The following is a 25441-nucleotide window of genomic DNA, read 5'->3' on the forward strand; positions in this document are numbered from 1 at the left end:
CTCGCGCAGGCGCGTTCCGACCGCGCGCAGCGTGGTACCCCGCGCTGGGACCCTGCGTCGGAGCGCCCCGCTGGGAGGCGGCATGGAACACCGGATCACGCTGCGGGTGGACGGCACCGACCGGCCCGTGACCGTCGACGCGCGCACCACGCTGCTGGACGCGCTCCGGGAACGGCTGGGCGTGACCTCTCCGAAGAAGGGCTGCGACCACGGCCAGTGCGGCGCCTGCACGGTGCTGCTGGAGGGCCGCCGGCAGCTGAGCTGCCTCACCTTCGCCGTCGCGCACGACGGCGAGGACGTTGTCACCGCGGAAGGGCTCGCCGCCGCCTACGGCGACTCCGAACTGCACCCCGTGCAGCAGGCGTTCCTCGAACAGGACGGCCTGCAGTGCGGCTACTGCACGCCGGGGCAGATCTGCTCCGCCGTGGGCATGCTCGCCGAGGCCGAGGCCGGCCATCCCAGCCACGTCACCGCCGACCTCACGCCCGTCGCGGCGCCCGGCGCCCCGGTGCCGCTGGGCGACGACGAGATCCGCGAACGCATGAGCGGCAACCTGTGTCGGTGCGGCGCCTACGTCAACATCGTCGCCGCGCTGCGCGGCACCGCGGTCGCACCCCGGGAGGCCTCGTGATCCCCTTCGAGTACCACCGCGCGCACTCCCCGCAGGAGGCCGTCGCCGCCGTCACCGCCCGCCGGCACGCCACGTTCCTCGGCGGCGGCACCAACCTCGTCGACCACATGAAACTGGGCCTGGCCAGGCCCGAGATGCTCGTCGACGTCTCCCGCCTCCCCCTCGACACGGTCGAGGAGACGCCCGGCGGCGGCCTGCACATCGGCGCGACCGTGCGCAACAGCGATCTCGCCGCCCACCCCCTGGTGCGGGAGCGGTACCCGGCGCTGTCCCGCGCGCTGCTGTCCGGCGCCTCCGGCCAGTTGCGCAACGCCGCGACGACCGCCGGGAACCTGCTGCAACGCACCCGCTGCCGCTACTTCCAGGACGTCACCACGCCCTGCAACAAGCGGGCGCCCGGTTCGGGCTGCTCCGCGATCGGCGGCTGGGAGCGGTACCACGCCGTGTTCGGCGCCTCCGAGCACTGCATCGCCGTGCACCCCTCGGACATGGCCGTCGCCCTGCTCGCCCTGGACGCGACCGTGCACGTCCTCGGCCCCGACCGCACCCGGAGCGTGCCGCTCGCGGAACTGCACCGGCTGCCGGGCGACACCCCGCACCGCGACACCGACCTGGCGCACGGCGAACTGGTCACCGCCGTCGAGCTGCCGCCGCCGTCGCCCCTGACCCGCCGCTCCACGTACCGCAAGGTGCGCGACCGGGCGAGCTTCGCGTTCGCCCTGGTGTCGGTCGCCGCCGCGCTGGACGTCGACGGCGGCAGCGGCACGGTCCGGGACGTCCGCCTCGCGCTCGGCGGCGTGGCGCACAAGCCGTGGCGCGCGGAGCGGGCGGAGCGCGAACTGCGCGGCGCGCCCGCCACCGAGGAGATGTTCCGCCGGGCCGCCGAGGCCGAGATGGCGGGGGCCTCGCCGCGCGAGGGCAACGCCTTCAAGGTGCCGCTGGCCCGCAACACCCTGGTCGCCACGCTGCGGAACCTGACGGAGGGCACCCGATGACGACACTCCGCCCCCGTGCCGTCGGCACACCGATGGCGCGCCTGGACGGCCCGGCGAAGGTCACGGGCACCGCCCGGTACGCGTTCGAGCAGCCGCTGGAGAACCCGCTGTACGTGCACCCGCTGCAGGCCTCGATCGCCCGCGGCCGGGTGACGGCGGTGGACACCGAGCGGGCGGCCGACTGCCCCGGCGTGGCCTGCGTCCTCACCCACCACGACGCGCCCCGGCTCGCCGACACCGGCGACGCGGAACTCGCGGTGCTCCAGTCCGGACGGGTCGCCTTCCGCGGCCAGTTCGTGGGTGCGGTCGTCGCGAAGACCCCGGAGACCGCGCGGTACGCGGCGTCCATGGTGCGGATCTCCTACGAGCGGGAGGAGCACGACACCGAACTCCGCGCCGACCGCGACGACCTGTACGCACCGGACGCGGTGAACCCGGGGTTCGCCACCGACAGCGACCAGGGCGACGTGGACGGGGCGATGGCCGAGGCATCGGTCACCGTCGACGTCACGTTCACGACGCCGATGGAGTTCAACAACCCGATGGAGCCGCACTCCACGGTCGCCGTGTGGCAGCCGCAGTCCGAGGTGCGGCTGCTGCTGTACGCCTCCACCCAGTCGGCGCACGGCGTGCGGCGCGCGCTGGCGCCGCTGTTCGGGCTGGAGCCGGAGCAGGTGCGGGTCGTCTCCCCGCACGTGGGCGGCGGGTTCGGGGCGAAGGGCATGCCACGCGCCCAGGACGTACTTGCGGCGCTGTGCGCGAAGGCCGTGCCGGGCAGGCCGGTGAAACTGGCCCTCACCCGGCAGCAGATGTTCTCGCTGACCGGGCACCGCACCCCCACCGTCCAGCGTCTGCGCCTCGGCTCCGACGCGGACGGCAGACTCACCGCGATCGAGCACGAGGCGGTGGAGCACACCTCGCGCATCAAGGAGTTCGCCGAACAGACCGCGACCGGCACCCGCATGATGTACGCCGCGCCCAACCGCCGCACCTCGCACCGTCTCGCGGCGCTGGACGTGCCGGTGCCGTCGTGGATGAGGGCACCCGGCGAGTGCCCGGGGATCTTCGCGCTGGAATGCGCCATGGACGAACTCGCCGTCGCCTGCGGCCTGGACCCGATCGAGCTGCGGGTGCGCAACGAGCCGGCGGAGGACCCCGAGACGGGCAGGCCCTGGTCCGGGCGGAGGCTGGTGGAGTGCCTGCGCGAGGGAGCGCGCCGTTTCGGCTGGGAGCAGCGCACCGGCGCGCCCGGGTCGCGGCGGGAGGGCGGCGAACTCGTCGGCCTGGGTGTGGCGTCGTCCACCTACCCCTATTACGCCATCCCGGGGTCGGAGGCCCTGGTGCGGTACGACGGCGACGGGCGCTGGTCGGTGCGGATCGGCGCGGCGGATCTCGGCACGGGCACCTGGACGACGCTCACCCAGATCGCGGCGGACGCGCTGGAGTGCGCGCCGGAGGAGGTGACGCTGCTCATCGGCGACTCCGCGCTGCCGCCGGCCACGGTCGCGGGCGGCTCGGCGGGGCTGGCTTCCTGGGGTTCGACGGTGGTCGCGGCAGTGGAGGCTTTCCGTGAGGAGCACGGCCGGGAGCCGGAGCCCGGCGCGCGCAGCCGTTCGGGGACGCCGAAGCACCCGGAGGCGGGGACGTACTCACTGCACTCGTTCGGGGCGCAGTTCGCCGAGGTGCGGGTGGACGCGGACACCGGGGAGATCAGGGTGCCGCGGATGCTGGGGGTGTTCTCCGCCGGGCGGATCGTCAACCCGCGCACGGCGCGCTCGCAGTTCCTCGGCGGAATGACGATGGGGCTGTCGATGGCGCTGCACGAGCACGGCGTCCTCGATCCGCGCACCGGGCACGTGGTGAACCACGACTTCGCGGACTACCACATCGCCTCGCACGCCGACGTCTGCGACGTCGAGGCGGTCTGGCTGGACGAGGAGGACCCGAACGCCAACGTCATGGGCGCACGCGGCATCGGCGAGATCGGCATCGTCGGCGCACCGGCCGCCGTCCTCAACGCGGCCTTCGACGCCACCGGCATCCGTGTCCGCGACCTGCCGATCACCCAGGACAAGCTCCTGGCCGGGCTCGACGCGCTGCGGTAGCGGGAGCAGGAAGGTCAGAGCGGACCCACGGGCACCTGCGGCCGTCAGAAACCGTTGTCGTCTCGAGGGGTTCCCGAGTTGGCTCAGCTGGACCAGCCGGTGACGGTCTCGATGTGGCGAGAAACGGCGAGGCGGCGAGGCGGCGAGGCGGCGAGGCGGCGAGGCGGCGAAGACGATCGTCAGGTGAGCCTCGATCGGGTCGCGGGTGTGGTGGTAGATCGGCCGGGCAGCCAGGTCGTCCGTCGGGGATTTCCTGATCGGGGTGCGCCTCCCACCATGACCGGACCGGGGTGGGGAACCTCGGGGACTCTCGCGCCGAGGATGAAGGACAGCCCTTCGGCCTCGATCGCCCGCTTGTTGCCGCCGAAGACCATCCCCCCCCCCATCGGCGACGATCACCACATCCGGCAGGCCGTGAGCGGCCATGAAGGACCGGATGGTCGGCAGCATCGTGGTCGTCTCCGCCCGGTTGCCCTCGAAGGCGTTCACACCAGCGGGAAACCGGCAGAGTCGGTGAGGAGCCCGATGGTGATCTGCGGCTCGAGCCGGCGTTCCTTGGAGAACCCCGGCTCACGGAAGCCGTCGTCGGCATCGGTCTCGAAGTACAGGTGGAGACGTCGTAGAGCACCAGCGACGCCGGTCCCAGCCCCGCCCGGCGAGCACACGCCGCCGCCATCTCCTGCCTCCAGCCACCAGCGGCATACGCAGACAGGCAACGTTTGACGATTTTCCCCGACCGCCTCGCGAAACCCCAGGACAACGTTCCGCAACCTCACTCACCCGCGAAACGTGAGCCAAGTCAGGACGAGCAAAAGAACCCTGGGAGCAGTGGAACCCCGCGTCCACCGGGCACGTCAGCCTGCCCCCGCCACCCACAACTGCCTCCAAAACAAGAAGTCCTCGTCAGCACAGCCGGCCAGGGATCCTCACACGAGATCAAGGCTAATCAAGAAATCAGGGAGATCGCGAAAACCACCAACGAAATGCCGACCAATGCAGCAATAACACCGAAGAATAGAATTTGCCCCTTCTTCGGAAATCCTGGATGTGGTTCCGCCCCAGTCCTCGCCACTGCTCGACTCGTCATCTCGGAAGCACTTCTCGCCTTGGACAGTAGAACAGAAGCAAACACGAGGAACACGAGACCGCATACCGCGGTGAAGATCTTCGCAGAGAGAGGAGTCTCAGAGATTGCAATATAAATAACCATCAATGCCCTTTCTGGTATTCCACAACAGCAAAGCGAGAATTACTGTAACATCACTTCTCAAATAACCTGCTTGCGGAATACGCGAAAGAGAGAGTCCACTCAACGAATTTCAAGTTCTTTGCGTGAAAACAGCCAAATTGTTGCAGTCGTCAGGATCGCCAACGAAAAAGTACAGCTGAGGCTCCTGTCGACTTCCAGATACATCGAAACCGCCGCCGTAATTTCCGCCACTTACCGTTTCGTCGTCACTGATTTCGCTGTAGGAGAGCCATATGTCAAAGGTTTGGGCATCTACATCGTTCAATTTCCACTTCCCGCTGCCCATCCGTTCCTCCACTGCGCCGGTCGCGCCGTCAAGGCCCTCGGGCCACCCCGTTACCGTGAACGCACCATCTTCTTTGAGCGTGACAGAGCGTTCAGGGCCGTTGTGATAGACACCTGTCAAGTCCTGAGCTGTCAGCCCTCCAGGTCGCTCACCTGCGCCAGGACAGGCATCGTATCGACCGGAGCATCCAGTCGCGGCGGAGGTGACAGCCAACCCCAGAACGCATGTGAGACTCAAATATATTCTTCGCATACTTTCCCTACTCAAAGATAGCACCCCGCCAGAGCATGCCGCGCCCTCAGGAGACGGCACTCACCAAGCCGACGGACTGGCTCAAGATCCGACCCCACAGTTGCCACCAAGGGTCCATGAATCTTGCCAGAATGACATCGTCACACGATAGGTGATTGTCATAGAGTGCGAAGCCCCGTATCCCGATAGGGGCAGACCGCCACTATCGAATTTCTGAATGAATCTGTCAGCGGGCATACCATACCCTTTTGCGATATGAGCGAAGGAAGACATTGTCATGGAATTCTCGACCGTAATGCGCGCCTGCACCCCCGTTGAGTTGACCCGGAGGATCTTGTACTTGGCCATGTAGGGGCCAAGAACGGCAGTTGAGACGTTGTGATCTCAGGCCAGCATTGACCAACCATCCTTAGCGAACTGTGCGCCTGAGATACCGCTCATGGCCACCTGCCGCACTACACGGCAATCTTCTCCGTATACTGCAGACTTGCCAAGCAGGTTGTTTGGTGATGCCTACGAGTGGGAGGGCTCGTTCTGGCTGGTCGCGGATTGCCGGGATGGTCTTGCGATGTTGTCGGCTCCAAGGGCTTTGATCAGGCCAGTGGCGAGGTTGCGGAAGGTGGCCATGGCGCGGGGGCCGGTGCCGGTGTAGACCGTCTCGTGACTCTCGCGTCGGCCGACCTGTCGGCGGCGTCGGTGGACGCGGACGGCGAGACAGCCGTGGGGGGGAAGGCGATCCCGCCGAGTTCTTCGGCGATGCCGCAGGTCTTGATGGAGCGGGACTCGCGGATTGAGGTTTAACGTGAGCGAGCTTGGTATTCCTTGATCGATTCAGCGCGTTTGCCTGTTTTGCCGACGTCGCGGTGTCTGGCCCGGCGCCTGTTTTTCGAGCCGGGAGGCAGGCCTTTCGGGCTGAGGGCGTGACACCCGGGACAGGGGTCTCGGTCGGCCCGCTCCCGCCGACCACGCCCTTCGGCCGCACCCGCCCGCGCGCGGCTACCGCTCCCGCTGCGGCACGGCCGTGCGGGGGTCGAAGCCGAACGGCAGCTCCAGCCGGTGGGCGCGCATCAGGCCGTCGTCGCACAGCAGCTCCTGCGTGCCGCCGTCGGCGACCACGACGCCCTCGCTGAGGACCACCGCGCGGGGGCACAGCTCCAGCGCGTACGGCAGGTCGTGGGTGACCATGAGCACGGTCACGTCCAGGTCCCGCAGGATGCCCGCCAGCTCCCGGCGGGAGGCGGGGTCGAGGTTGGACGAGGGCTCGTCGAGCACCAGGATCTCCGGCCGCGTGGCGAGCACCGTGGCCACGGCGACGCGGCGGCGCTGCCCGAACGACAGGTGGTGCGGCGGCCGGTCGGCGAAGGCCTCCATGCCGACCATGGTGAGCGCCTCCAGTACGCGCTCCTCCAGTTCGGCGCCGCGGACCCCGGCGGCTGCCGGGCCGAAGGCGACGTCCTCGCGGACGGTCGGCATGAACAGCTGGTCGTCCGGGTCCTGGAAGACGATGCCGACGCGGCGGCGGATCTCCGGCAGGTTCTCTTCGGCGACGGGCAGCCCGGCGACGCTGACCCGCCCGGCACCGGCGGTGAGGATGCCGTTGAGGTGGAGGACGAGGGTGGTCTTGCCGGCACCGTTCGGTCCGAGCAGTGCGACACGCTCCCCGTGCGGGATGGTGAGGTCCACGCCGAAGAGGGCCTGGTGGCCGTCGGGGTAGGCGTAGGCCAGGCCGCGCACGTCGAGGGAGGGCGGGGGGCCGGCCCATTCCTCGAGAGCGGTGAGCGCATCGTCCTGTGCAGTCATGACAGCCCCCATCCTGCCAGGCACACCGCCGCTGCGGATACGGGAAGCAGGGCGCTGTGTGCCCACTGCGTGCGGCTGGCGGTCGCCCGGTCGATGACCGGCATGGTGCCAGTGTAGCCGCGGCTGAGCATCGCCAGGTGCACGCGTTCGCCGCGCTCGTAGGAGCGGATGAACAGGGCGCCGGCGGATTTGGCGAGCACGCCCCAGTGCTGCGGGCCGCGGGCCTCGAAGCCGCGGGAGATCCGGGCGATCCGCATGCGGCGCATCTCGTCGGCGATCACGTCGCCGTAGCGGACCATGAAGGTCGCGATCTGCACGAGCAGCGGCGGCAGTTTCAGGCGCTGCAGGCCGAGCAGCACCTCGCGGAGTTCCGTCGTGGCGGCGAGCAGCACGGACGCGGCGACGCCGAGGGTGCCCTTGGCGAGGATGTTCCACGCCGCCCACAGCCCGGACGCGGACACGGAGATCCCCCACACCTGGGTCTGCGGGCCTTCGGCGACGAACGGCATGAGCAGCGCGAACGCGACGAACGGCACCTCGATGAGCATGCGGGTGAGCAGGTGGCGGGCGGGGACGCGCGCGGCGGCGGCGACGGCGGCGAGCAGCAGGGCGTACACGCCGAACGCCCACATGGCTTCGCGCGGTGTGGCGACGACGGCGAGGACGAAGCCGAAGGTGGCGACGATCTTGCAGTGGGGCGGCAGGGCGTGCACGGGGGTGTGCCCGTGGCGGTAGAGCTTGTGTGCGTGTCCGGCGCCCATGTCAGGCGCCCGGGGAGTGTGCGGTCCCGTCCTCGGCGCGGGAGGCGCCGGAAGCCGCGGAGGGGGCGGCGGTCGCGGCGGCGGCTGCGGGCTCCGCGCGGCGGCGGCGGACGGTGACGAACACGCCGCTGCCGACGACGAGGGTCGCGCCGACGCCGAGTACGCCGGCCAGGCCGCCGGAGAGGCGGGCGTCGTCGATGTCGGCGACGCCGTAGTCGGCGAGGGGGGAGCCTGCCGCGTCGTGTGCGGTGGCGGTGGTGGCGAAGCCGAAGTCGGCGGCGACCTTCTCCAGTCCGTCGGGGCTGCCGGAGGCGTAGAAGCTGACGACACCGGCGCAGGCGAGGGTGGTGGCCAGGCCGGCGAGCCACACGGGCCGGGTGCGGCGCGGCGCGGCGGGTGCGGTCGGGGCGGGCGCGGCGGCCGGGTCGGTGCCGGTCTGCGGGCCGGTGCCTGCCCGGGTTTCGCTGCGCGCGGCGAGCGACTGCTCGGCGGCCTGCGGGGTGCCGGGCACGGCGGGCCCGGTGCCGGTGCGCAGCACGAGCGGCGTCTGCAGGTCGCGTGCGCCGTGGACGAGGTCGGGGCGGACGGCGAGGACGGCGCCGACGGTGAGCGCGGTGATGGCGGCCTCGCCGATTCCGATGAGGACGTGGACGCCGACCATGGCGCCGAGGACCTTGCCGAGCGGGACGTCGGCGGTGCCGCCGAGGGCGTACAGGCCGACGAAGGCGGTGGCGGCGACGGGTACGGACACCAGGGCGGCGGTGAAGGTGGCGACGGTGACGGAGCGGCGGCTGCGGGGCAGCAGCTTCACCAGGGCGCGGAAGACGCCGTAGGCGGCGAGGACGCCGACGACGGCCATGTTGGTGATGTTGACGCCGAGGGCGGTGAGGCCGCCGTCGGCGAACAGTGCGGCCTGCATCAGCAGCACGACGGAGATGCAGAGCATGCCGGTGTAGGGGCCGACGAGTATCGCGGCCAGTGCGCCGCCCAGCAGGTGGCCGCTGGTGCCTGCGCCGACGGGGAAGTTGAGCATCTGCACGGCGAAGACGAACGCGGCGACGAGTCCGGCGAGCGGCGCGGTGCGCTCGCCGAGTTCCCGGCGCGCCCCCTTGAGGGAGACGGCGACGGCGCCCACGGCGACGGCGCCCGCGGCGATCGATACCGGGGCGTCGATGAATCCGTCGGGGACATGCATGGCGGGGCTCCGCTTCGTCGTGGGGAGGTGCGCGGGGGCGGTTCGGGCAGGCGTCGTGGACGCCGCTCCATGATGCGGCTTACTGCGAATGATGTGCAAGAGCGCACCCCCCGCGTGAACAACGCGCCCCCGGCGCGTTGTGGCGGATGTCACGCCCTCCTGCCCGTGACTCCCCGGCCTCCCCGCGCGTCTGACTCGGCAAGGGGGCCGGGGGCCCGACAGCCGGTGGAAGGAGCTGCCGTGTCCGCAACCGTCAAGCGTTCCGTCCGGGCGTCGCTCGTCGCTGCGGCGGGTGAGCCCCGGCCGCTGCGGGTCGCGCTGCGCTACGACGCGCACGATCCGCTCGCCGTCCACCTGCACTTCCCCGCCCAGGCCTGTCTCGACGGCACCGAGACGGTGTGGACGTTCGCGCGCGACCTGCTGGAGGAAGGGGTGCACGCCCCCGTGGGCGAGGGGGACGTGCGGCTGCGGCCGGACGGTCCGGGCCGCACGGTGCTCGCCCTGCACGCGGACGAGGGCGTCGCCCTCGTGCTCCTCGACACCGACGGGCTGAAGGGCTTCCTGACGGCCGCCCGCCGCCGGGGACTGCGCGGCGGGAAGGCCGGGACGGAGGCGCTCGACCGCGGACTCGCCGAGCTGCTGCGGGGCGCGTGAGCCCCGCAGCCCACACCGCGGCGGGCGGGATCACACCCTGGTGTCCTCGTGCTCCCGCTGCGCCGGCACGGCGCCGCTGTCGCCGTCACCGGCAGCGCCCGTCGCGGTGCCGTCGGCGGCGTCCGCCGCGGCGCTCTTCGCGGTGTACGCCCGCAGCCGCTCGCCCTCGACGTCGACGTTCGGCAGCACCCGGTCGAGCGGGCGCGGCAGCCACCAGGCGCGGCGGCCCAGCAGTGCCAGCACGGCCGGGACCACGGCCATGCGCACCACGAACGCGTCGAAGAGGATCGCGACGGCCAGACCGAAGCCCATCATCTTGATCATCGAGTCCTCGGCGCCGATGAACCCGGCGAAGACGCTGATCATGATGACGGCGGCGGCCGTCACGACCCGTGCGCCGAGCTGGAAGCCGGAGACGATCGCCTGTGCGGGTTCCTCGCCGTGGACGTAGGCCTCCCGCATGCGGGTCACCAGGAACACCTCGTAGTCCATCGCGAGACCGAAGATCACGCCGATCATGAAGATCGGCATCATGCTCATGATGGGCCCGGTCTGTTCGACGCCCAGCAGTCCGGCCAGCCAGCCCCACTGGAAGACCGCGACGACGGCGCCCAGCGCGGCGAGCACCGACAGCAGGAATCCCAGGGCCGCCTTCAGCGGCACCGCCACCGAGCGGAAGACCAGCATCAGCAGCAGGAAGGCCAGCCCGACCACCAGCGCCAGGTACGGCACCAGCGCGTCGTTCATGACCTGCGAGAAGTCGATGGTGACGGCCGTGGCGCCGCTGACGAGCAGGGCGGCGCCGGTGCGCTGCTCCAGGCCGTCCGCCTCGTCCCGAATCTCCCGCACGAGGTGCTCGGTCTCCGGGTCGCTGGGGCCGGTCTCCGGGATGACGGACAGGGTCGCGGTGTCGCCGTCCTTGTTGAACATCGGCGGGGAGACGGCGACGACACCGTCGACGCCCTGCACGGTCTTCGCGGCGCGTCCGGCCGCGGCCTGCGGGTCGTCGCTCTGCCGCCCGTCGACGACGAGCAGCAGCGGGCCGTTGAAGCCCGCGCCGAAGGCGTCGGAGAGCATGTCGTACGCCTTGCGCTGCGTGGTGTCGGTGGGCTGGTTTCCGGCGTCCGGCAGCCCGAGCCGCATGTCGGAGACGGGCAGGGCGAGGGTGCCCAGGCTCAGGACGGCGATCACCAGCACGCCGATCGGACGCCGCAGCACGAAGCGTGCCCACCGCACGCCGCCGCCGGGGCGGGCGTCGGCGGTGGGCGGGGCGGGCGCGCCGGTCTCCGGGTTGGCGCGGCGCACCTTCCGGCCGAAGATCCGCTTGCCGACCATGCCGAGCGCCGCGGGGACGAGGGTGACGGCGACGAGGACGGCGATGACGACGGTCGCCGCCGCGGCCAGGCCCATCTTTGTCAGGACGGGGATGTTCACGATCGACAGCCCGGCGAGCGCGATCACGACCGTCAGCCCGGCGAAGACGACCGCGGAACCGGCCGTGCCGACGGCCCGCCCGGCGGCCTCCTCGCGTTCCCGGCCCTCGCCGAGTTCCGCCCGGTAGCGGGAGGCGATGAAGAGGGCGTAGTCGATGCCGACGGCGAGGCCGATCATCATGGCGAGCGTCGAGGTGGTGGCGGACAGCCCGAGGGTGGCACCGAGGGCGGCGATCGAGGAGATGCCGATGCCGACCCCGGCGAGCGCGGTGAGCAGCGGCAGGCCCGCGGCGACCAGCGACCCGAAGGTGACCATGAGGACGAGGGCGGCGACGACGACGCCGATGATCTCGCCGTCGCCCATGTCGGGCTCCGTGAAGAGGGCGTCTCCGCCGGTCTCGACGACGAGTCCGTCGTCCCGGCCGAGGGCGGCGGCGTCGCGGAGGTCCTCACGGGTGGCGTCGTCGAGTTCCATCGCCGGCACGGCGTAGCTCACGACGGCGTAGGCGGTGGAGCGGTCGCGGCTGACGGCGCCGCTGCGCTGCGCGAACGGGTCGGAGACCGAGACGGTCTCCTCGCCCTCGACGGCGTCGAGGACGTCGGCGACCGCGGCACGGTTGTCCTGCGCGGTGACGGTCGAGCCGTCCTTCGCGCGGAACACCAGGCGTGCGGTCGCACCGTCCGCGTTGGCCTCGGGGAACTGCCGCTCCAGCAGGTCGAAGGCCTGCTGGGCCTCGGTTCCGGGGAGGGCGAAGTCGTCGTCGGGCGGCGGGGAGGCGGTGTTGGCGGCGGTTCCGGCTGCCACCAGCAGCGCCACCCAGACGAGGGCGACGATGCGGCGGCGCCGGAAGGCGAGCCTGCCGAGTTTGTACAGGAAGGTGGCCACAGGCCTGTTCTCCGGTCTCCGGTCTCGGGCCGACGGTGCGACTCCGGTCGGCGCAATCGGTCATGTCAGTCCATGCCAAAAGACGCGGACTGCCATGTGCAAGGGTGAGAGGCCGAACCGTGGTGAGGGACACATCACAACTTGCCGCTGCCCGGCCGGACGGAAGAATGGGGGAGGTGACGGAGAACGGCGCGTACCTGAGGTTCCCCCACCTCCACGGCGACCTGGCCTGCTTCATCACCGAGGACGACCTGTGGCTGACCCCGCTGGCGGGCGAGGGCGCCGCACCGGAACGGGCCTGGCGCCTGACGGTCGACCGCACCCGGCTGGACCACCCCCGCTTCTCGCCCGACGGGCAGTTCATCGCCTACACCGGTTGGCGCAGTCTCGACCCCGAGGTGTACGTGATGCCCGTCGACGGCGGCCCGCCGCGCCGCCTGACCTACTGGGGCTCCCCGGACACCACGGTCTGCGGCTGGACCCCGCCGGACGGCGAGGGCCGCAGCGACGTCCTGGCGGTCGCCTCGCACGACCAGCCGTTCTCCCACTTCACCTGGGCCTACCGGGTGGGCACCGGGGGCGGCCCGGGGCAGCAGCTGCCCTGGGGGCCGGTCGCCCACATCGCGGAGGACGAGCGGGACGGCGAGCACCGCACGCTCCTCCTGGCGGGCACACCGCCGCACGAGCCGGCCGCGTGGAAGCGGTACCGGGGCGGGGCGACGGGACGACTGTGGCTGGGGGGCGAGCAGCTGCTCCCGGACCTGCGGGGGCACCTGGACTGCCCGATGCTCGTGGGCGACCGGGTCGCGTTCCTCTCCGACCACGAGGGCGTCGGCAACCTGTACTCCTGCCGCCCCGACGGCACCGGCCTGCGGCGCCACACCGACCACGACGCCTTCTACGCCCGCCACGCCGCCACCGACGGGCAGCGCGTGGTGTACCAGTGCGCGGGGGAACTGTGGCTGGTCGAGGACCTCTCCCCCACCGGCCGGCCACGGCGGGTGCCGGTACGGCTCGGCGGGCCGCGCGCGGGGCGGCGTCCGTACCAGGTACCGGCGGTGGCGCACGTGGACTCGCTGGCCGTGGACCACACCGGGCGGGCCAGCGCGGTGTGCGTGCGCGGCGCGCTGTACTGGCTGACGCACCGGGACGGCCCGGCCCGCGCGCTCGTCACCACTCCGGGCGTGCGGGTGCGGCTGCCGGTGATCCTCGGCGACACCGGCCGCGTCGCGTACGTCACGGACGCGGAGGGCGAGGACTGCGTGGAGATCGCGGACCTGCCGCGGGCGACGCGCCCGCAGTCGCCGCGCCGTGTGGCGCAGGGACGGATCGGGCGGGTGCGGGAGATCGTCGCCTCCCCCGACGGCGGCACCGTCGCCGTCGCCTCGCACGACGGCCGGCTGCTGCTGATCGACGTGCGCCGTCCGGAGGACGCCACCGGGCCGCCCCAGTGGTCCCCCGAGGGGGCGTCCGCGCAGTCCCCCGACGGAGCGGACGAGGCGGCGGAGGTTGCTGCCGGGGCCGCCGAGGGGGCGGTGGAGGAGCCGCCGACCGCTCCTCCGCCGAGGACCGCGGAGACCTGGATCACCGAGCTCATCGACTCCGTCAACGGCCCGGTGCACGATCTCGCGTTCTCCCCCGACGCCGGCTGGCTCGCCTGGGCGCATCCCGGCATCGGACGCTCCCTCAGCCAGATCAAGCTCGGGCGGCTGGGCGGCCCCCGCACCGTCGTCGACGTCACGGACGGACGGTTCGAGGACGAGCAGCCGGTGTTCACCCGCGACGGCCGCTACCTGGCGTTCCTGTCCTGGCGGGGCTTCGACCCGGTGCACGACGTGCACACCGGCGACCTGTCCTTCCCGCTCGGCTGCCGCCCGTACCTGGTGCCGCTTTCCTCGGCGACACTGTCGCCGTTCGCGCTCTCGCCCGAGGGGCGCCCCGCCGCGGGCGGGCTCGACCCGCAGGACTCCTCGGTCGAGTACGGCACGACACTGGTCGAGGCGGAGGGGCTGCCCGACCGGGTGACGCCGTTCCCGGTGGCGGCCTCCAAGTACTCGGGGCTGCGCCCGGTGCGCGGCGGCGGCGTGATCTGGCTGCGCTACCCCATCTCGGGCGCGCTCGGAGAGACGTTCGTCAACCCGTCCGACACCTCGGGCCGTCCGACGCTGGAGCACTTCAATCTCGCGAAGGCCAAACGTACCGAACTGACCGGCCTCATCGATTCGTTCGCGCTCAGCGGGGACGGCGCACGCCTGGTGGTCAGCGACGAGGGCGAGTTGCGGGTGATCCCGGCGTACGAGCCGGCCGACGCCGATTCGATGACCTTCGTCGACCTGCGCCGCATCCAGCACGAGGTGCACCCGGCGGCGGAGTGGCGGCAGGCCTTCGACGAGGCGGGCCGCATCACCCGGGCGTACTTCTGGGACCCGGAGATGTGCGGCATCGACTGGGACGCGGTCCTCGACCAGTACCGGCCGCTGGTGGAACGCGTCGCGACACCCGGCGAGTTCGCCGACCTGCTGCGCGAGGTGCTGGGCGAACTGGGCACCTCCCACGCGTACGTGGCCGCCGCCCGCCGGGACGAGGGCCCCCCGCACTACCAGCGCCCCATGGGCATGCTCGGGGCGGACTTCACCCGCACCGAGGCGGGCGAGTGGCAGATCTCCCGCATCCTTCCCGGCAACTCCTCCGATTCGCGGGCGCGTTCGCCGCTGGCGGGCCTCGGCGTCCGCGAGGGCGCGACCGTCACGCACATCGACGGCCGCCCCGTGGACCCGATCGACGGCCCCTGGCCGCTGCTGACCGCGGCGGGCGGCACCACCGTCGAGCTCACCTTCTCCCGCACAGATCCGGACCGGCCGCCGCGCCGCATCGCGGTCGTCCCGCTCATCAGCGACCGGCCGCTGCGCTACCAGGACTGGGTGGCACGGCGCCGGGAGGTGGTGCGGGACCTCAGCCACGGCAAGTGCGGCTACCTGCACATCCCCGACATGGGCGGCTCCGGCTGGGCACAGTTCAACCGGGACATGCGCCTGGAGATGGCCCGCCCGGCGCTGATCGTGGACGTACGGGGCAACGCGGGCGGCCACATCAGCGAACTCGTCGTCGAGAAGCTGACCCGCGTCGTCCTCGGCTGGGACGTCACGCGCAACGCGCAGCCCGTCAGCTACGCCAGCAACGCCCCGCGCGGCCCGATCGTCGCGCTCGCCGACGGAGCGACCTCCTCCGACGGCGACATGATCATCGCGGCGTTCCGGCTGCTCGGCCTCGGCCCGGTCGTGGGCAGCCGCACCTGGGGCGGCGTCGTCGGCATGACGGGCCGCCACCGGCTGGGCGACGGCACGGTGATCACGGTGCCGATGAACGCGGCATGGTTCCACGAGTACGGCTGGTCGGTGGAGAACCACGGCGTCGATCCGGACATCGAGGCCGACCGCGCCCCGAAGGACTGGGCCGAAGGACGCCACACCGTGCTCCGGGCGGCCGTCCGCACCGCCCTGGACCGGCTGGCACGCCACCCGGCGGCGGCCCCGCCCGACCTGGGCCAGGTGCCGGACCGGCGCCGCCCGCCGCTCCCGCCCCGGCCGGAGGCGTGAGCGCGGCGCACCAGCCGCCCGGCGGACGGCTTCCGCTACACCGGCCGCGGTCCCACCGCCCGCGGGGCCCGTGCGGCGAGGAACGCCGCAAAGCCGGACCCGACGGGCCGGGGTGCGTCGCCGCCGGACCGGCAGGCGGGACAGCGGGTCTCGCCGTCCACGGGTCTGAACAGCAGCGGCTGCGTGTGCGTCCCCTCGCACTCCCGCATCGCGGTGACGCGCGGCGGCACGTGCTCGACGGGCGGGGGCGGCGGGGGCAGTTCGGGTCTGGCGTGTTCCAGCCGCCACCGCAGCACCCCGAGCGGCGACCGGGCGTCGGACAGCCCCTGCGTCAGCGCCTCCCGGATACGGGCGGACGACAGTCCGCCCGCCAGCCACGGTTCCAGCAACGGCGCCCAACGCCGCACCGTGCGGGCCGACATCGCGAGTCTCGGCTGCGTCCGTGCCAGCGAGCGCAGCAGCTCCTCCGCAGCACCGTCCTCCGGTGGCGCCGGTGCGGTCACCGCCGGCTGCACCGCCTGGGGCGCCTCGGGCGCCTCCGGCCGCCGCGCCGGTACGGGCGGCCGGGCCGGTGCGGTGGGTCGGTGGGTGTTCTCCCTGGTGTTCTTCTTCGGTTGACCGCCGACGGCCCGGTCGTTCGGCCCACCGACGGCCGGTTCCGCGGCACTCGGCGCCACGAGTCGCGACGCGCCGGGCGCCCGCCGCCGGCCGTCCCGTACGGCGGCTGCCTCCTCGGGGGTCAGCACCACGTTGGAGACGAGCTGGACGGTGGTGAACCGCCCCTGCGCGGCCTGCATCCGCCACTCGTGGAGGTATCCCTCGGCCAGCAGCGTGCGCTTGGCCCGCTGGAACGCGGTCTTCGGGATACCGGCCTTGCGGGCGGTGTCGCTCAGGCACTCCCGGTCGTCGGGATGCAGCGACAACTGCCAGATGAGCAGATTCTTGGCGTCCGAGGTCAGCCTGGGACTGCGGATGATGCCGTGCGGGATCTGCGCGAAGGCGCGCGCAGCCGAGATAACATGCCGAAGCATTCCGGGGACTCCTCTGTTCAGTCCTCCGGGTGTAGGCCCTCGACGCGGTGTTGGCGCACCGGTCGGGGGCCGCCTCGATTCCGGCACCGAGGCAACCCGTTCAGCGGCAGATTACACCCCGTGTGACGATCACAGACACTCCGTCACGCTGCGCGAGACGCACCCCAACACCTCGGTGCAACCTGCGCACGTCCGCCGGTCGGTCAGAGCCTCTCCCCGCGCGAACGGGCGTTGGCCGCCCGCACCGCCGCGTGCAGCGCCCCCTGCGAGACCACCTCGGCCAACTGCAGCGCCACGTCCGGCCGGACGTTCCCCAGCTCCACCAGCGGCGCCGTCACGGCATACCCGCACGAGCAACCGTCCGCCCGCAGATCCGGCAACGTGATCCGTGCGGCGTGCAGTGCCAGCCGCAACGCCCGCACCGCGTCGTCCGGATCCACGTCCTCCCCGCAGGCGTCCTCCCGTGCGCTGCGCACGGCCCGCATCGCCAGGTCGGAAGGGGGTTCTGCTCTTTCGTCCACCGCTGGTCGCCTCGTTTCCCTGACGTTCTGCTGCACTGTGTGCTCGTATCGTCACAGTGTGACGCGGCAGGGGGGTGTCCGGAAGGAGTTCCGTGTGGCCCCACGAGGACGGACCACAGGAGAGAGCGAATGCCCGAACACACGACCGCACGGGCATCGGCCCGTCGACTCCTCGCCACCGAACTCGCCCGCCTGCGCAGCGAGGCCGGACTGTCCCTGGCCGCCGTCGCCGACCTGACCACCTTCGACCGCTCCTACCTCCACAAGCTCGAAACCGGAGCGAAACTCGGCTCCCTCCAGGTCATGGCAGCGCTGGACGATGTCCACGGCACCGACCGCCATCTGCAACTGCTGTGGGAACTGGCCAAGGACGACGCCTTCCGCGACCGCTACAAGCGGTTCATGGAACTCGAACGACGCGCCTCCGTGCGGTACGAGTACGCGCCCTCGACGATTCCCGGGCTGCTTCAGACCGAGGCCTACGCACGGGAGTTGCTCTCCGCCGCCCGCCCCACCGACACACAGGACGTCGAGGAGCAGGTCGCCGCCCGGCTCGGCCGCCAGCATCTCCTGCACGAGGGGCCCGCACCGCTCCCCTTCCGCGCGCTCGTCGACGAAGCAGTCCTGCGCCGCCCGACCCGCGACCCGGCCACCTGGCGCGCACAGCTCGACGCACTGCTCACCGCAGCCCGGCACGCCCACATCACCCTCCAGGTGGTGCCGCTGTCGGCCGGCCTGCACTGCCTCGTCGGCACCTCCCTCACCCTCCTCTGGCTGCCCGACGGCACCACCGTCGCCTACACCGAGAGCGGCTACGCAGGCGAACTGACCGAGGACGTAGGGGAGGTGGAGAAGCTGCGCCTCGCATACGATCACGTGCGAGACCACGCCCTGCCGCCCGACCGGTCCGTGGCGTTCGTACGCGACCTCGTGGAGGGACTCCCCGATGCGTGACCACCGCAGCACCGTCGCCGCACCCGTCCTCCGGTGGCGGAAGTCGAGCTACAGCAACCAGGACGGCGGCAACTGCGTCGAAGTCGCCGACGGGTACCCGCACCGCGTTCCCGTCCGCGACTCGGCCTCCCACGCAGCCGGCACACTCCTGTTCCCCGCCGCCGCCTGGGAGACCTTCCTCGGCACGCTCCGCTGAGGCGGAGCGTGCCCCCGGCCGCCCCGCCTCAGTACCCGAAGGGGCACTGCCCGCGGCTGCGCGCGCGGGCGTTCTCGTCCAGGTAGAAGTTGGGCCGCAGATCCGCCTCGTCGTAGTAGCGGTGGAACACCGGGGTGACGCCGCCGGAGACGGGCGGCACGATCCAGCTCCAGTCGGTGGGCACGATCCGCCCCTGCCGCTCCTCCTTCTCCAGGTGGGTCAGGAAGCGCTGCGACTCCGTGTGGTGATCGGTGATCTTTGCACCGGCGGCCTCGAAGGAATGCAGGACCGCCACGTTGATCTCGACGAGCGCCCGGTCCCGCCACAGGGTGGACTCGCTGCGGGTGTCCAGCCCGAGCTGCTCGGCGATGAGCGGCAGCAGGTCGTAGCGGTCCTTGTCGACGAAGTTGCGGGCCCCGATCTCGGTACCCATGTACCAGCCGTTGAAGGGGGCGAGCCCGTAGTCGATGCCGCCGACCCGCATCCGCATGTGCGAGATGGCGGGCACCGCATACCAGCGCAGCCCCAGGTGCGCGAACCACGGGTGGTCGGGGTGCTTCAGCGGGATCTCCATGACACAGTCCCGCGGCACGTCGAACAGCTGCGGCTTGTCGCCGGGCGTCTCGATCACCAGCGGCAGCAGGTCGTGCGGGGTGCCCGGTGCCTGCCAGCCCATGGAGCGCAGCATGTCGGTGAAGTCCACCAGCCCCGGGTCGCCGTCGACGGCCCCGTCCCAGCGGCGGTGCCCGGCGTAGCGGACGAGCTGGTCGTTCCACACCCGGGGGCCGGGGCGGCCGGGCGCGTCGGGAGCGAAGACCGATATCACCGGGCGTATGCGGCCGCCGTTCGTCGCGAGGCGGAGGTGCTCGCACAGCTCGTGGAAGATGCCCTCGGGGCTCGTGACATGTCTGAGGTCCCGCACCCGCAGACTGTTCCAGTACAGCCTGCCGATGCAGCGCGCCGAGTTCCGCCACGCCACCCGGGCGCCGAACGTCAGCTCGTCGCTGGTGTGCACGTAGGTTCCGGTGTTCTCGACCTCGGCGCGGATCTGGTACAGGCGGCGGGCGAACGTGACCGGCTGGTCGTCCTGCTCGGAGTAGTACTGGCGCAGGAAGTTCTCGGCCTCTCCCAGGTCGACCACGCGGTTCCCCGCATGCACCGACGGCGGGGCCGGCGCGTGCAGGCCCCGCGCTCCGGGCATGTTCTGGGTCGGAAAACCTGTCGGCGGCGGGTCGGCGTGCATGCTGCTCCTCGCGAGCGGCATCGGTCGCTGCCGCCCTTCGCGGTGACTCGGTAAACGCGGGGTGCCCCACGCTATCGGGATCCGGCTTTCGTGGGCAGTGCGCTCACGAAGTGTGTGGAGTGTGCCACCTGCCACACGTGCGGAGGCGAGCCGTCCGATCACGCCGCGTGCGGGCAGCACGGCACCCTCCGCCGGGGCCGGTGCCGTGCTGCCGCAGAGGAGTACCAGGCCCGCTCTACCGCTCCTGCCGGGATTTCTCGTCCGCCTCGCCGCCCGCGCCGACCAGGCCGCGGTGCGTGCCGCCCGCTCGCAGGCGCGGCTCGAAGCGGCGCATCTCCCGCGGGCCGACGGTGCCGATGAGGGAGGGCAGGTAGCCCCGGATTCCCTGCATGCCGCGCAGCCACCACTGCGCGTACACGTGGGCGGAGCGGCGCTCGATGCCGGCGACGATCCGGTCGACGGCGGGCTCGAGCGGATAGGTCTTGTTCGAGGGCCAGGGCAGCCGCTTCCGCAGGTCCCGCATGACGTCGTCCTCGTCGGCGCCCCGCACCATGTCGGTGTCCGTCCAGCTCAGGTAGCCGACACCGACCCGCACCCCGCGGTGGGCGACCTCCGCGCGCAGCGAGTGCGCGAACGCCTCGGCGCCCGACTTGGAGGCACAGTAGGCGCTCATCATCGGCGCGGGGGTGATCGCCGCGAGGGAGGCGACCTGGAGGAAATAGCCGCGTGACGCGACGAGCGCCGGCAGGAACGCGCGGCCGGTGACCGCGCCGCCGATGAGGTTGACCTCGATCACGCGGCGCCAGGCAGCGGGGTCGGACTCCATGAAGGGCCCGCCGGAGGCGACTCCCGCGTTGGCGACGGTGACGTCGACCGTGCCGAACCGCTCCGTGACCTCCCCGGCGACCCGTGCCATCGCTTCGGGGTCGGTGACGTCGGCGTGCCACCAGGCGGACTCGGTGGCCAGCGAGGCGCTGACGTGCTGCAGCTCCTCGGGTTCCAGGCCGACGAGGGCGAGCTTCGCGCCGCGGGCGGCCAGTTTCCGTGCCAGCAGTGCGCCGATCCCCCGGGCGGCGCCCGTGACGACGACGACCTGGCCGTCGAGGTTCCTGCGGCTCATGCGCTCTCCTCCTTCGCTTCCTGGTCGGCCGCGGCGCGCTGCCCGGGCACCGCCCGGCCGGGAACGGTGTCCGCGACGAGGTGTTCCCGCACGAGGTCGGCGAGCACGCCGGTGACGGTCTCCGGTTCCTCGACCGGCGTCATGTGGCCGCGCCCCCGCAGCTCGGTGAGCCCCGTGCAGTGCGGCAGGGCCTCGACCATGCGGCGGGCGTGCACGAGAGGCGTCAGGCGGTCGGCGGTGCCGGCGACGACGGCGGTGGGCGGCGTCAGCCGGGCGAGGCCGGACTCGAGGTCCAGTTCGTCCAGGACGTGCGCCCAGCCGGCCCGTACCCCGCGCGGGCAGGCGTGCACGATCCGCGCGCAGGTCTCCACCTGGCGGGGCGTCGAGGGGCGGCCCATCGTGGCGTACTGCAGGATGCGGCGGGAGACGGGGGTGACGGGGCCGAGCGGTGCGCGGGTGCCGAGCAGCCGGGCCGTCAGCCAGGTCCGCACCCGCCCGCGCGGAAGCGGCAGCACGGTGCTCTCCCGCACCAGTTGCGCAGGTCCGGTGCTGCACAGCAGCAGCGCCGCGGCGCACTCCCGCAGCCGGGGACGTTCGGCCGCGGCCATCAGCGTCATGGCGCCCATCGAGTGGCCGCCGATCACGGCGCGTTCGCCGGGGCCGAGCACGGTGTCCAGGACCGCGCACAGGTCGTCGGCGAGCTTCCCTGTGCTGTACTGCGACGGATCGGCGGCGGGTGAACGGCCGTGTCCGCGCTGGTCGTAGACGACCACGCGGTGCCCGTCGGCGGTCAGCGCCCGGACGACGGGGGCCCAGAAGTCCGTCGAGCAGGTCCAGCCGTGCGCCAGCACCACTGCGGGGCCGTCGGCCGGACCGTGCTCCTCGACGTGCAGGGTCGCGCCGTCCTCGGACACCGCGGTGGCCTCGCGGCGCGGCGCGGGAGGGGCGTACCGGTCGGACGGCGTGTTCGGGCTGCTCACGAAGCCTCCTTCAGGCTGATGTCGGCGTCGGCGGGGTCGGCTGTGCCGGCCGCGACGGGCGGTTGCTCCTCGTCGGCGGTGGGCCGCCTCCGCAGCACCTCGTACTCGTCCAGGTCGAGGCGCCGGGTGACCTTGCGGAACTCGGCGGTGGTGCCGGGCCACACGGTGGTGTTGCGGCCGTTGGCGTCGAGGTACCAGCTGTCGCAGCCGCCGGTGTTCCACACGGTGCGGCGCATCCGGTCCTGGATGTGCGCGTTCCAGGACCGTACGGCCGAACGGCGCGCCGTCAGCGCCACCTTGCCGCCGAGGGCGTCGAGCCGGCGCAGGTGGTCGATCATGTAGTTCAGCTGGGACTCGATCATGAGAATCATCGAGCTGTTGCCGAGGCCGGTGTTGGGGCCGATGACGGTCATGAAGTTGGGGAATCCGGCCGCGGTGGAGCCGCGCAGCGCCTCCATGCCGTCCCGCCACGCCTCCGCGAGGGTGGTGCCGTCGGCGCCTTTGATGCGCGTGGCGATGGGCATGTCGGTCACGTGGAAGCCGGTGCCGAAGACGACGGCGTCGACCTCGGTTGCTGTGCCGTCCGTGGCGACCAGGGTGTTGCCCCGGACCTCCTTCAGCCCGGAGGCGACGACATCGACGTTGGGCTGTGCCAGCGCCGGGTACCAGGTGTTCGACAGCAGGATGCGTTTGCAGCCGATCCGGTAGTCCGGGGTCAGCTGCCGCCGCATCTCCGGGTCCTTGATGGCCTTCTTCATGTGGGCGGCGGCGAGTTTCTCCACCAGGCCCAGCTGCCCCGGGTGCCTGGTGAACGCGCCGACCTGCAGTTCCCGGACGATCCACAGCAGTTGGCGCCGCAGGGCCCGGGTGAAGGGCAGCACGGTGTGCAGCCGGCGCTCCAGGGCGCTGATCTCGCGGTCCATGCGCGGCATGACCCAGGGCGGGGTGCGCTGGAAGACGGTGAGCCGCTCGACGTCCGGCTGGATCGCCGGGACGATCTGGATGGCCGAGGCACCCGTGCCGACCACGGCGACGCGCTTGCCGCGCAGGTCGTAGTCGTGGTCCCACTGCGCGGAGTGGAAGACCTTGCCCTCGAAGGTGTCCAGGCCCCGGATGTCCGGGATCTTCGGGTCGGACAGCGGTCCGGTGGCGGAGACGACGAAGTCCGCGGTGAGCGTGCCCCGCGACGTTTCGACCGTCCAGTGCAGCTCCTCGGTGTCCCAGGCCATGTGGAGCACCTCGCGGCCGAAGCGGAGGTGGGGGCGCAGCCCGAAGGTGTCCGTGACGCGCTCCAGGTAGGCGCGGATGTGCTCCTGCCCGGAGAAGTTGCGCGGCCATTCCGGGTTGGGTGCGAAGGAGAAGGAGTACAGGTGGGAGGGCACGTCGCAGGCGCAGCCCGGGTAGCTGTTGTCCCGCCAGGTGCCGCCGACGGCGTCACGGCGTTCCAGCACCACGAAGTCGGTGATGCCCGCGCGGCGCAGCCGGACGGCGGCGCCGAGGCCACCGAATCCGGATCCGATCACCGCCACCCGTACGTGCTCGTGCTCGCGCTCGGCTGCCATCGCGCCGCCTCCCCACCGGGTCTGCTCCTGCTGTCGCCGCGCCGCCTGCCGGACCGGACGCGGATAGTGCCAGTAATCACTGGCACTGTCGGGAGAGTAGAGCATGTGCGTACCGATGGGTAGGGGTCACGCACGGATGAGTTACCGGTGGTTACGCCAATGCTGCCGCCGACCGCCCCCGCCTGCGGCGACACCTGCCCGCCACCGCCCGGCATAGGGTGGGCGCGTGGGGAAGCCAGAGCAGGAAGCAGTCCCGTCCCCGCCCGACGGGACGACGGAGGAACACCGCGAGTACCGGGCCGCGGAGCTCGCCCGGGAAGCCGGCATCACCGAACGCACCCTGCGCTTCTACCGCGAACGCAAACTCCTGCCGCCGCCCCGCCGGGAAGGCCGCATCGCCTGGTACGACGAGCACCACCTCGCGCGGCTGCGCACCATCTCCACGCTCCTCGCCCGCGGCCACACCCTCGGCGGCATCGCCGACCTCATGGACGCCTTCGAGCAGGGCCGCACCAGCAGCTCGACCGCCGCCCTGCTCGGCATGGACTCGCAGTTGACCCGCACGTTCTCCGACGAGACCCCGGTGAGCCTCACCCCCGAGGACCTCGCCGACCGCTTCGGCAGCGACGTCACCGCCGAGGACCTCGCCGAAGCCCTCGACATCGGCTACCTCTCCGTCGACGGCGACGAGATCGTGCACGTCAGCCGGCGGCTGCTCGACGCGTCCGCCGCCCTCGTCCACGACGGCATCCCGCTGTCCGCCGTCCTGGGCGCCGGACGCCACCTGCGGGAACACGTCGACGCGATCGCCGAGGTGTTCGCGCAGATGCTCCGCCGCTACGTCCTCCCCGGCGACCTCTCCACCGCGGACGCGGAACACGTCGCGGCGACACTCCGGCGCCTGAGCCCGGTCGCCAAACAGGTCGTCGACGCCGAGCTCGGCCTCGCCCTGGACCGGCGCGTCGGCGAGGAGGCGGCCGCGTGGTTCGGCGACTCCGCCACCGGAGGCGGAACGGGCCGCGACTGACCGCCCGTCAGCCCTGGGCGCGCGGCGCCCGGAACGCCTCGTCCACCAGCGCGGGAAGATCGTCGCCCCCTTCTCCGTCCACCCAGAAGGTCAGGGCCGTGGTCAGTGCGGCCAGCGCTGCGGCGGCCAGGACCCGCAGGCGCAACGCTCCCGCTTCCGGCCGACGCGCTGCGAGCGCCCCCGCGAACAACTCACGCGACTGGTCGGTGGCGTCAACGCTCCCCGAGCCCTTCCCTCCTCCCGCCGCGATTGCGGCGGGAGGAGGGAAGGGCGACGGTCAGGCGGCAGGGTCCCCGGCCGCGGCGCGGCGGTACTCCAGGAAGGCGGCACCGCTCGGCAGCACCGTGTGAGCGAGCAACTCCCAGGCCTGCGGGGCGAACGGAGTAGCACCGGAGAACAGCGGAATGCCGCTGCCGAGCGTCAGCGGCCCGAGCTTCACGAGCATCCGATCGATCTCACCACGGAGGGAACCCGCCAGCCCGCTGCCCCCGAGCAGCCAGATGTCCTTCCCCGGCTGCTGCTTCAGCTCCCGCACCGTCGCCACCGGATCGGAGGCGACCACCTCCACGGCCGGATCCGGACTCCCGGCGAGCGTCCGGGAGAACACCAGGTGCCGCAAGTGCGGATAGGCGTCGGTCACCCCGGCGTCCAGCCCCACCTCGTAGCTGCGGCGCCCCTCCAGCACCGTGTCGAAACGGCGCCCCTCGGCGGTGATGCCGAAGGCCTCCCTCGCCGGGCCGGGCAGCGTCTCCGGCAGCTCGGCGACGAGATGGGCCAGGTAGTCCTCGGGCACCGGCCAGAACCCGCCCGGCCCGGTCGGGTCGGCCCCGTCCGGGCCGGCGATGAAGCCGTCCAGAGTCGAGGCCACGCAATAGACAAGTTGACGCACAGAACCCCCCGTTGAGCCGTTGACCGGTTGCCGCCCAGTGAAGCCGCCGGGCGCCCTCCGTGCCACCGACTTTCG

21 protein-coding genes and 1 pseudogene are annotated in these 25441 nt (G+C 72.0%); 8 read left to right on the plus strand and 14 right to left on the minus strand.

The genetic code is table 11. From position 1 onward, the window contains the following. The first annotated feature begins 82 nt into the window (after window positions 1-82). The 3 genes from ACL06G_RS03345 to ACL06G_RS03355 are packed head-to-tail and all read left to right on the plus strand — an operon-like array spanning window position 83 to window position 3731. Window positions 83-631, plus strand: coding sequence for a (2Fe-2S)-binding protein (locus ACL06G_RS03345; protein ID WP_412835370.1), 549 nt, complete (start codon window positions 83-85; stop codon window positions 629-631). Then, window positions 628-1626 carry an FAD binding domain-containing protein gene (locus ACL06G_RS03350; RefSeq protein ID WP_412785391.1) on the plus strand — a complete coding sequence of 333 codons (999 nt, stop codon included), beginning with the start codon at window positions 628-630 and terminating at the stop codon, window positions 1624-1626. Before ACL06G_RS03345 ends, ACL06G_RS03350 begins: the two co-directional genes overlap by 4 nt. Continuing rightward, window positions 1623-3731: a xanthine dehydrogenase family protein molybdopterin-binding subunit gene (locus tag ACL06G_RS03355; protein WP_412835371.1), complete on the plus strand. Its 2109-nt coding sequence runs from the start codon at window positions 1623-1625 to the stop codon at window positions 3729-3731. The genes ACL06G_RS03350 and ACL06G_RS03355 overlap by 4 nt, the downstream gene beginning before the upstream one ends. A 238-nt stretch (window positions 3732-3969) precedes the next feature. Here ACL06G_RS03355 and ACL06G_RS03360 read toward each other — a convergent pair. From ACL06G_RS03360 to ACL06G_RS03380, 5 genes and pseudogenes are all read right to left on the minus strand, one after another. Continuing rightward, window positions 3970-4455, minus strand: a pseudogene (locus tag ACL06G_RS03360) (IS1634 family transposase); the annotation flags it as partial. Window positions 4456-5050: 595 nt separating this feature from the next. Then, a complete protein-coding gene (locus ACL06G_RS03365) occupies window positions 5051-5386 on the minus strand; it encodes a hypothetical protein (RefSeq protein WP_412835372.1) in 336 nt (111 codons plus the stop codon). Window positions 5387-6514: 1128 nt separating this feature from the next. Then, entirely contained in the window at window positions 6515-7318 is an 804-nt protein-coding gene (locus ACL06G_RS03370) for an energy-coupling factor ABC transporter ATP-binding protein (protein WP_412785397.1), read from the minus strand. After that, window positions 7315-8079: a cobalt ECF transporter T component CbiQ gene (gene cbiQ / locus ACL06G_RS03375; protein WP_412785398.1), complete on the minus strand. Its 765-nt coding sequence runs from the start codon at window positions 8077-8079 to the stop codon at window positions 7315-7317. The genes ACL06G_RS03370 and cbiQ overlap by 4 nt, the downstream gene beginning before the upstream one ends. A 1-nt stretch (window position 8080) precedes the next feature. Further along, window positions 8081-9274, minus strand: coding sequence for an energy-coupling factor ABC transporter permease (locus ACL06G_RS03380; RefSeq protein WP_412835373.1), 1194 nt, complete (start codon window positions 9272-9274; stop codon window positions 8081-8083). A 240-nt stretch (window positions 9275-9514) separates the two neighbouring features. On the opposite strand from ACL06G_RS03380, the gene ACL06G_RS03385 reads away from it, so the two are divergent. Next, on the plus strand, window positions 9515-9928 hold the full coding sequence (locus ACL06G_RS03385; RefSeq protein WP_412835374.1) for an SsgA family sporulation/cell division regulator: 414 nt from the start codon (window positions 9515-9517) through the stop codon (window positions 9926-9928). A gap of 30 nt (window positions 9929-9958) precedes the next feature. Here the strand turns inward: ACL06G_RS03385 and ACL06G_RS03390 are convergent, their stop codons facing one another. Then, window positions 9959-12247, minus strand: coding sequence for an MMPL family transporter (locus ACL06G_RS03390; protein WP_412835375.1), 2289 nt, complete (start codon window positions 12245-12247; stop codon window positions 9959-9961). A 167-nt stretch (window positions 12248-12414) separates the two neighbouring features. Between ACL06G_RS03390 and ACL06G_RS03395 the strand changes: the two genes are divergently transcribed. Further along, on the plus strand, window positions 12415-15843 hold the full coding sequence (locus ACL06G_RS03395; protein WP_412835376.1) for a S41 family peptidase: 3429 nt from the start codon (window positions 12415-12417) through the stop codon (window positions 15841-15843). 35 nt (window positions 15844-15878) lie between these two features. Here ACL06G_RS03395 and ACL06G_RS03400 read toward each other — a convergent pair whose 3' ends face one another. Together ACL06G_RS03400 and ACL06G_RS03405 are read right to left on the minus strand one after the other, a co-directional pair. Then, on the minus strand, window positions 15879-16874 hold the full coding sequence (locus ACL06G_RS03400) for a hypothetical protein (protein WP_412835377.1): 996 nt from the start codon (window positions 16872-16874) through the stop codon (window positions 15879-15881). A 203-nt stretch (window positions 16875-17077) separates the two neighbouring features. Continuing rightward, entirely contained in the window at window positions 17078-17395 is a 318-nt protein-coding gene (locus ACL06G_RS03405; protein ID WP_412785404.1) for a hypothetical protein, read from the minus strand. Between the two features lie 129 nt (window positions 17396-17524). On the opposite strand from ACL06G_RS03405, the gene ACL06G_RS03410 reads away from it, so the two are divergent. Both ACL06G_RS03410 and ACL06G_RS03415 read left to right on the plus strand, forming a co-directional pair. Further along, on the plus strand, window positions 17525-18349 hold the full coding sequence (locus ACL06G_RS03410) for a helix-turn-helix domain-containing protein (protein ID WP_412835378.1): 825 nt from the start codon (window positions 17525-17527) through the stop codon (window positions 18347-18349). After that, window positions 18342-18545, plus strand: a complete 204-nt coding sequence (locus ACL06G_RS03415) for a DUF397 domain-containing protein (protein WP_412835379.1) — start codon at window positions 18342-18344, stop codon at window positions 18543-18545. Before ACL06G_RS03410 ends, ACL06G_RS03415 begins: the two co-directional genes overlap by 8 nt. Before the next feature lie 28 nt (window positions 18546-18573). Here ACL06G_RS03415 and ACL06G_RS03420 read toward each other — a convergent pair whose 3' ends face one another. The 4 genes from ACL06G_RS03420 to ACL06G_RS03435 form a co-directional block, all read right to left on the minus strand. Further along, the gene (locus tag ACL06G_RS03420) at window positions 18574-19788 is read right to left on the minus strand and encodes a nitric oxide synthase oxygenase (protein WP_412785407.1); all 1215 of its coding nucleotides are present in this window, start codon (window positions 19786-19788) and stop codon (window positions 18574-18576) included. Window positions 19789-20023: 235 nt separating this feature from the next. After that, window positions 20024-20908, minus strand: a complete 885-nt coding sequence (locus ACL06G_RS03425) for an SDR family oxidoreductase (RefSeq protein WP_412835380.1) — start codon at window positions 20906-20908, stop codon at window positions 20024-20026. After that, complete coding sequence (locus ACL06G_RS03430; protein WP_412835381.1) at window positions 20905-21888, minus strand: alpha/beta fold hydrolase; 984 nt, start codon at window positions 21886-21888, stop codon at window positions 20905-20907. Before ACL06G_RS03430 ends, ACL06G_RS03425 begins: the two co-directional genes overlap by 4 nt. Continuing rightward, complete coding sequence (locus ACL06G_RS03435) at window positions 21885-23450, minus strand: flavin-containing monooxygenase (RefSeq protein ID WP_412835382.1); 1566 nt, start codon at window positions 23448-23450, stop codon at window positions 21885-21887. The genes ACL06G_RS03430 and ACL06G_RS03435 overlap by 4 nt, the downstream gene beginning before the upstream one ends. A gap of 226 nt (window positions 23451-23676) precedes the next feature. Between ACL06G_RS03435 and ACL06G_RS03440 the strand changes: the two genes are divergently transcribed. Then, window positions 23677-24477, plus strand: a complete 801-nt coding sequence (locus tag ACL06G_RS03440; RefSeq protein ID WP_412835383.1) for a MerR family transcriptional regulator — start codon at window positions 23677-23679, stop codon at window positions 24475-24477. 7 nt (window positions 24478-24484) lie between these two features. Here ACL06G_RS03440 and ACL06G_RS03445 read toward each other — a convergent pair whose 3' ends face one another. Both ACL06G_RS03445 and ACL06G_RS03450 read right to left on the minus strand, forming a co-directional pair. Continuing rightward, a complete protein-coding gene (locus ACL06G_RS03445; RefSeq protein WP_412785477.1) occupies window positions 24485-24727 on the minus strand; it encodes an acyl-CoA-like ligand-binding transcription factor in 243 nt (80 codons plus the stop codon). A gap of 27 nt (window positions 24728-24754) precedes the next feature. Then, the gene (locus ACL06G_RS03450) at window positions 24755-25366 is read right to left on the minus strand and encodes a dihydrofolate reductase family protein (RefSeq protein WP_412835384.1); all 612 of its coding nucleotides are present in this window, start codon (window positions 25364-25366) and stop codon (window positions 24755-24757) included. Between the last annotated feature and the right edge of the window lie 75 nt (window positions 25367-25441).

It is taken from the genome of Streptomyces callyspongiae, assembly GCF_047200695.1.
GTDB lineage: Bacteria > Actinomycetota > Actinomycetes > Streptomycetales > Streptomycetaceae > Streptomyces.

What these genes read in the sequence shown, in the direction of transcription:
- ACL06G_RS03345 (WP_412835370.1), top strand. Translation starts at nt 83, where the DNA reads ATGGAACACCGGATCACGCTGCGGGTGGACGGCACCGACCGGCCCGTG.
- ACL06G_RS03355 (WP_412835371.1), top strand. Translation starts at nt 1,623, where the DNA reads ATGACGACACTCCGCCCCCGTGCCGTCGGCACACCGATGGCGCGCCTG.
- ACL06G_RS03370 (WP_412785397.1), bottom strand. Translation starts at nt 7,318, where the DNA reads ATGACTGCACAGGACGATGCGCTCACCGCTCTCGAGGAATGGGCCGGC.
- cbiQ (WP_412785398.1), bottom strand. Translation starts at nt 8,079, where the DNA reads ATGGGCGCCGGACACGCACACAAGCTCTACCGCCACGGGCACACCCCC.
- ACL06G_RS03380 (WP_412835373.1), bottom strand. Translation starts at nt 9,274, where the DNA reads ATGCATGTCCCCGACGGATTCATCGACGCCCCGGTATCGATCGCCGCG.
- ACL06G_RS03395 (WP_412835376.1), top strand. Translation starts at nt 12,415, where the DNA reads ATGGGGGAGGTGACGGAGAACGGCGCGTACCTGAGGTTCCCCCACCTC.
- ACL06G_RS03400 (WP_412835377.1), bottom strand. Translation starts at nt 16,874, where the DNA reads ATGCTTCGGCATGTTATCTCGGCTGCGCGCGCCTTCGCGCAGATCCCG.
- ACL06G_RS03410 (WP_412835378.1), top strand. Translation starts at nt 17,525, where the DNA reads ATGCCCGAACACACGACCGCACGGGCATCGGCCCGTCGACTCCTCGCC.
- ACL06G_RS03415 (WP_412835379.1), top strand. Translation starts at nt 18,342, where the DNA reads ATGCGTGACCACCGCAGCACCGTCGCCGCACCCGTCCTCCGGTGGCGG.
- ACL06G_RS03420 (WP_412785407.1), bottom strand. Translation starts at nt 19,788, where the DNA reads ATGCACGCCGACCCGCCGCCGACAGGTTTTCCGACCCAGAACATGCCC.
- ACL06G_RS03425 (WP_412835380.1), bottom strand. Translation starts at nt 20,908, where the DNA reads ATGAGCCGCAGGAACCTCGACGGCCAGGTCGTCGTCGTCACGGGCGCC.
- ACL06G_RS03435 (WP_412835382.1), bottom strand. Translation starts at nt 23,450, where the DNA reads ATGGCAGCCGAGCGCGAGCACGAGCACGTACGGGTGGCGGTGATCGGA.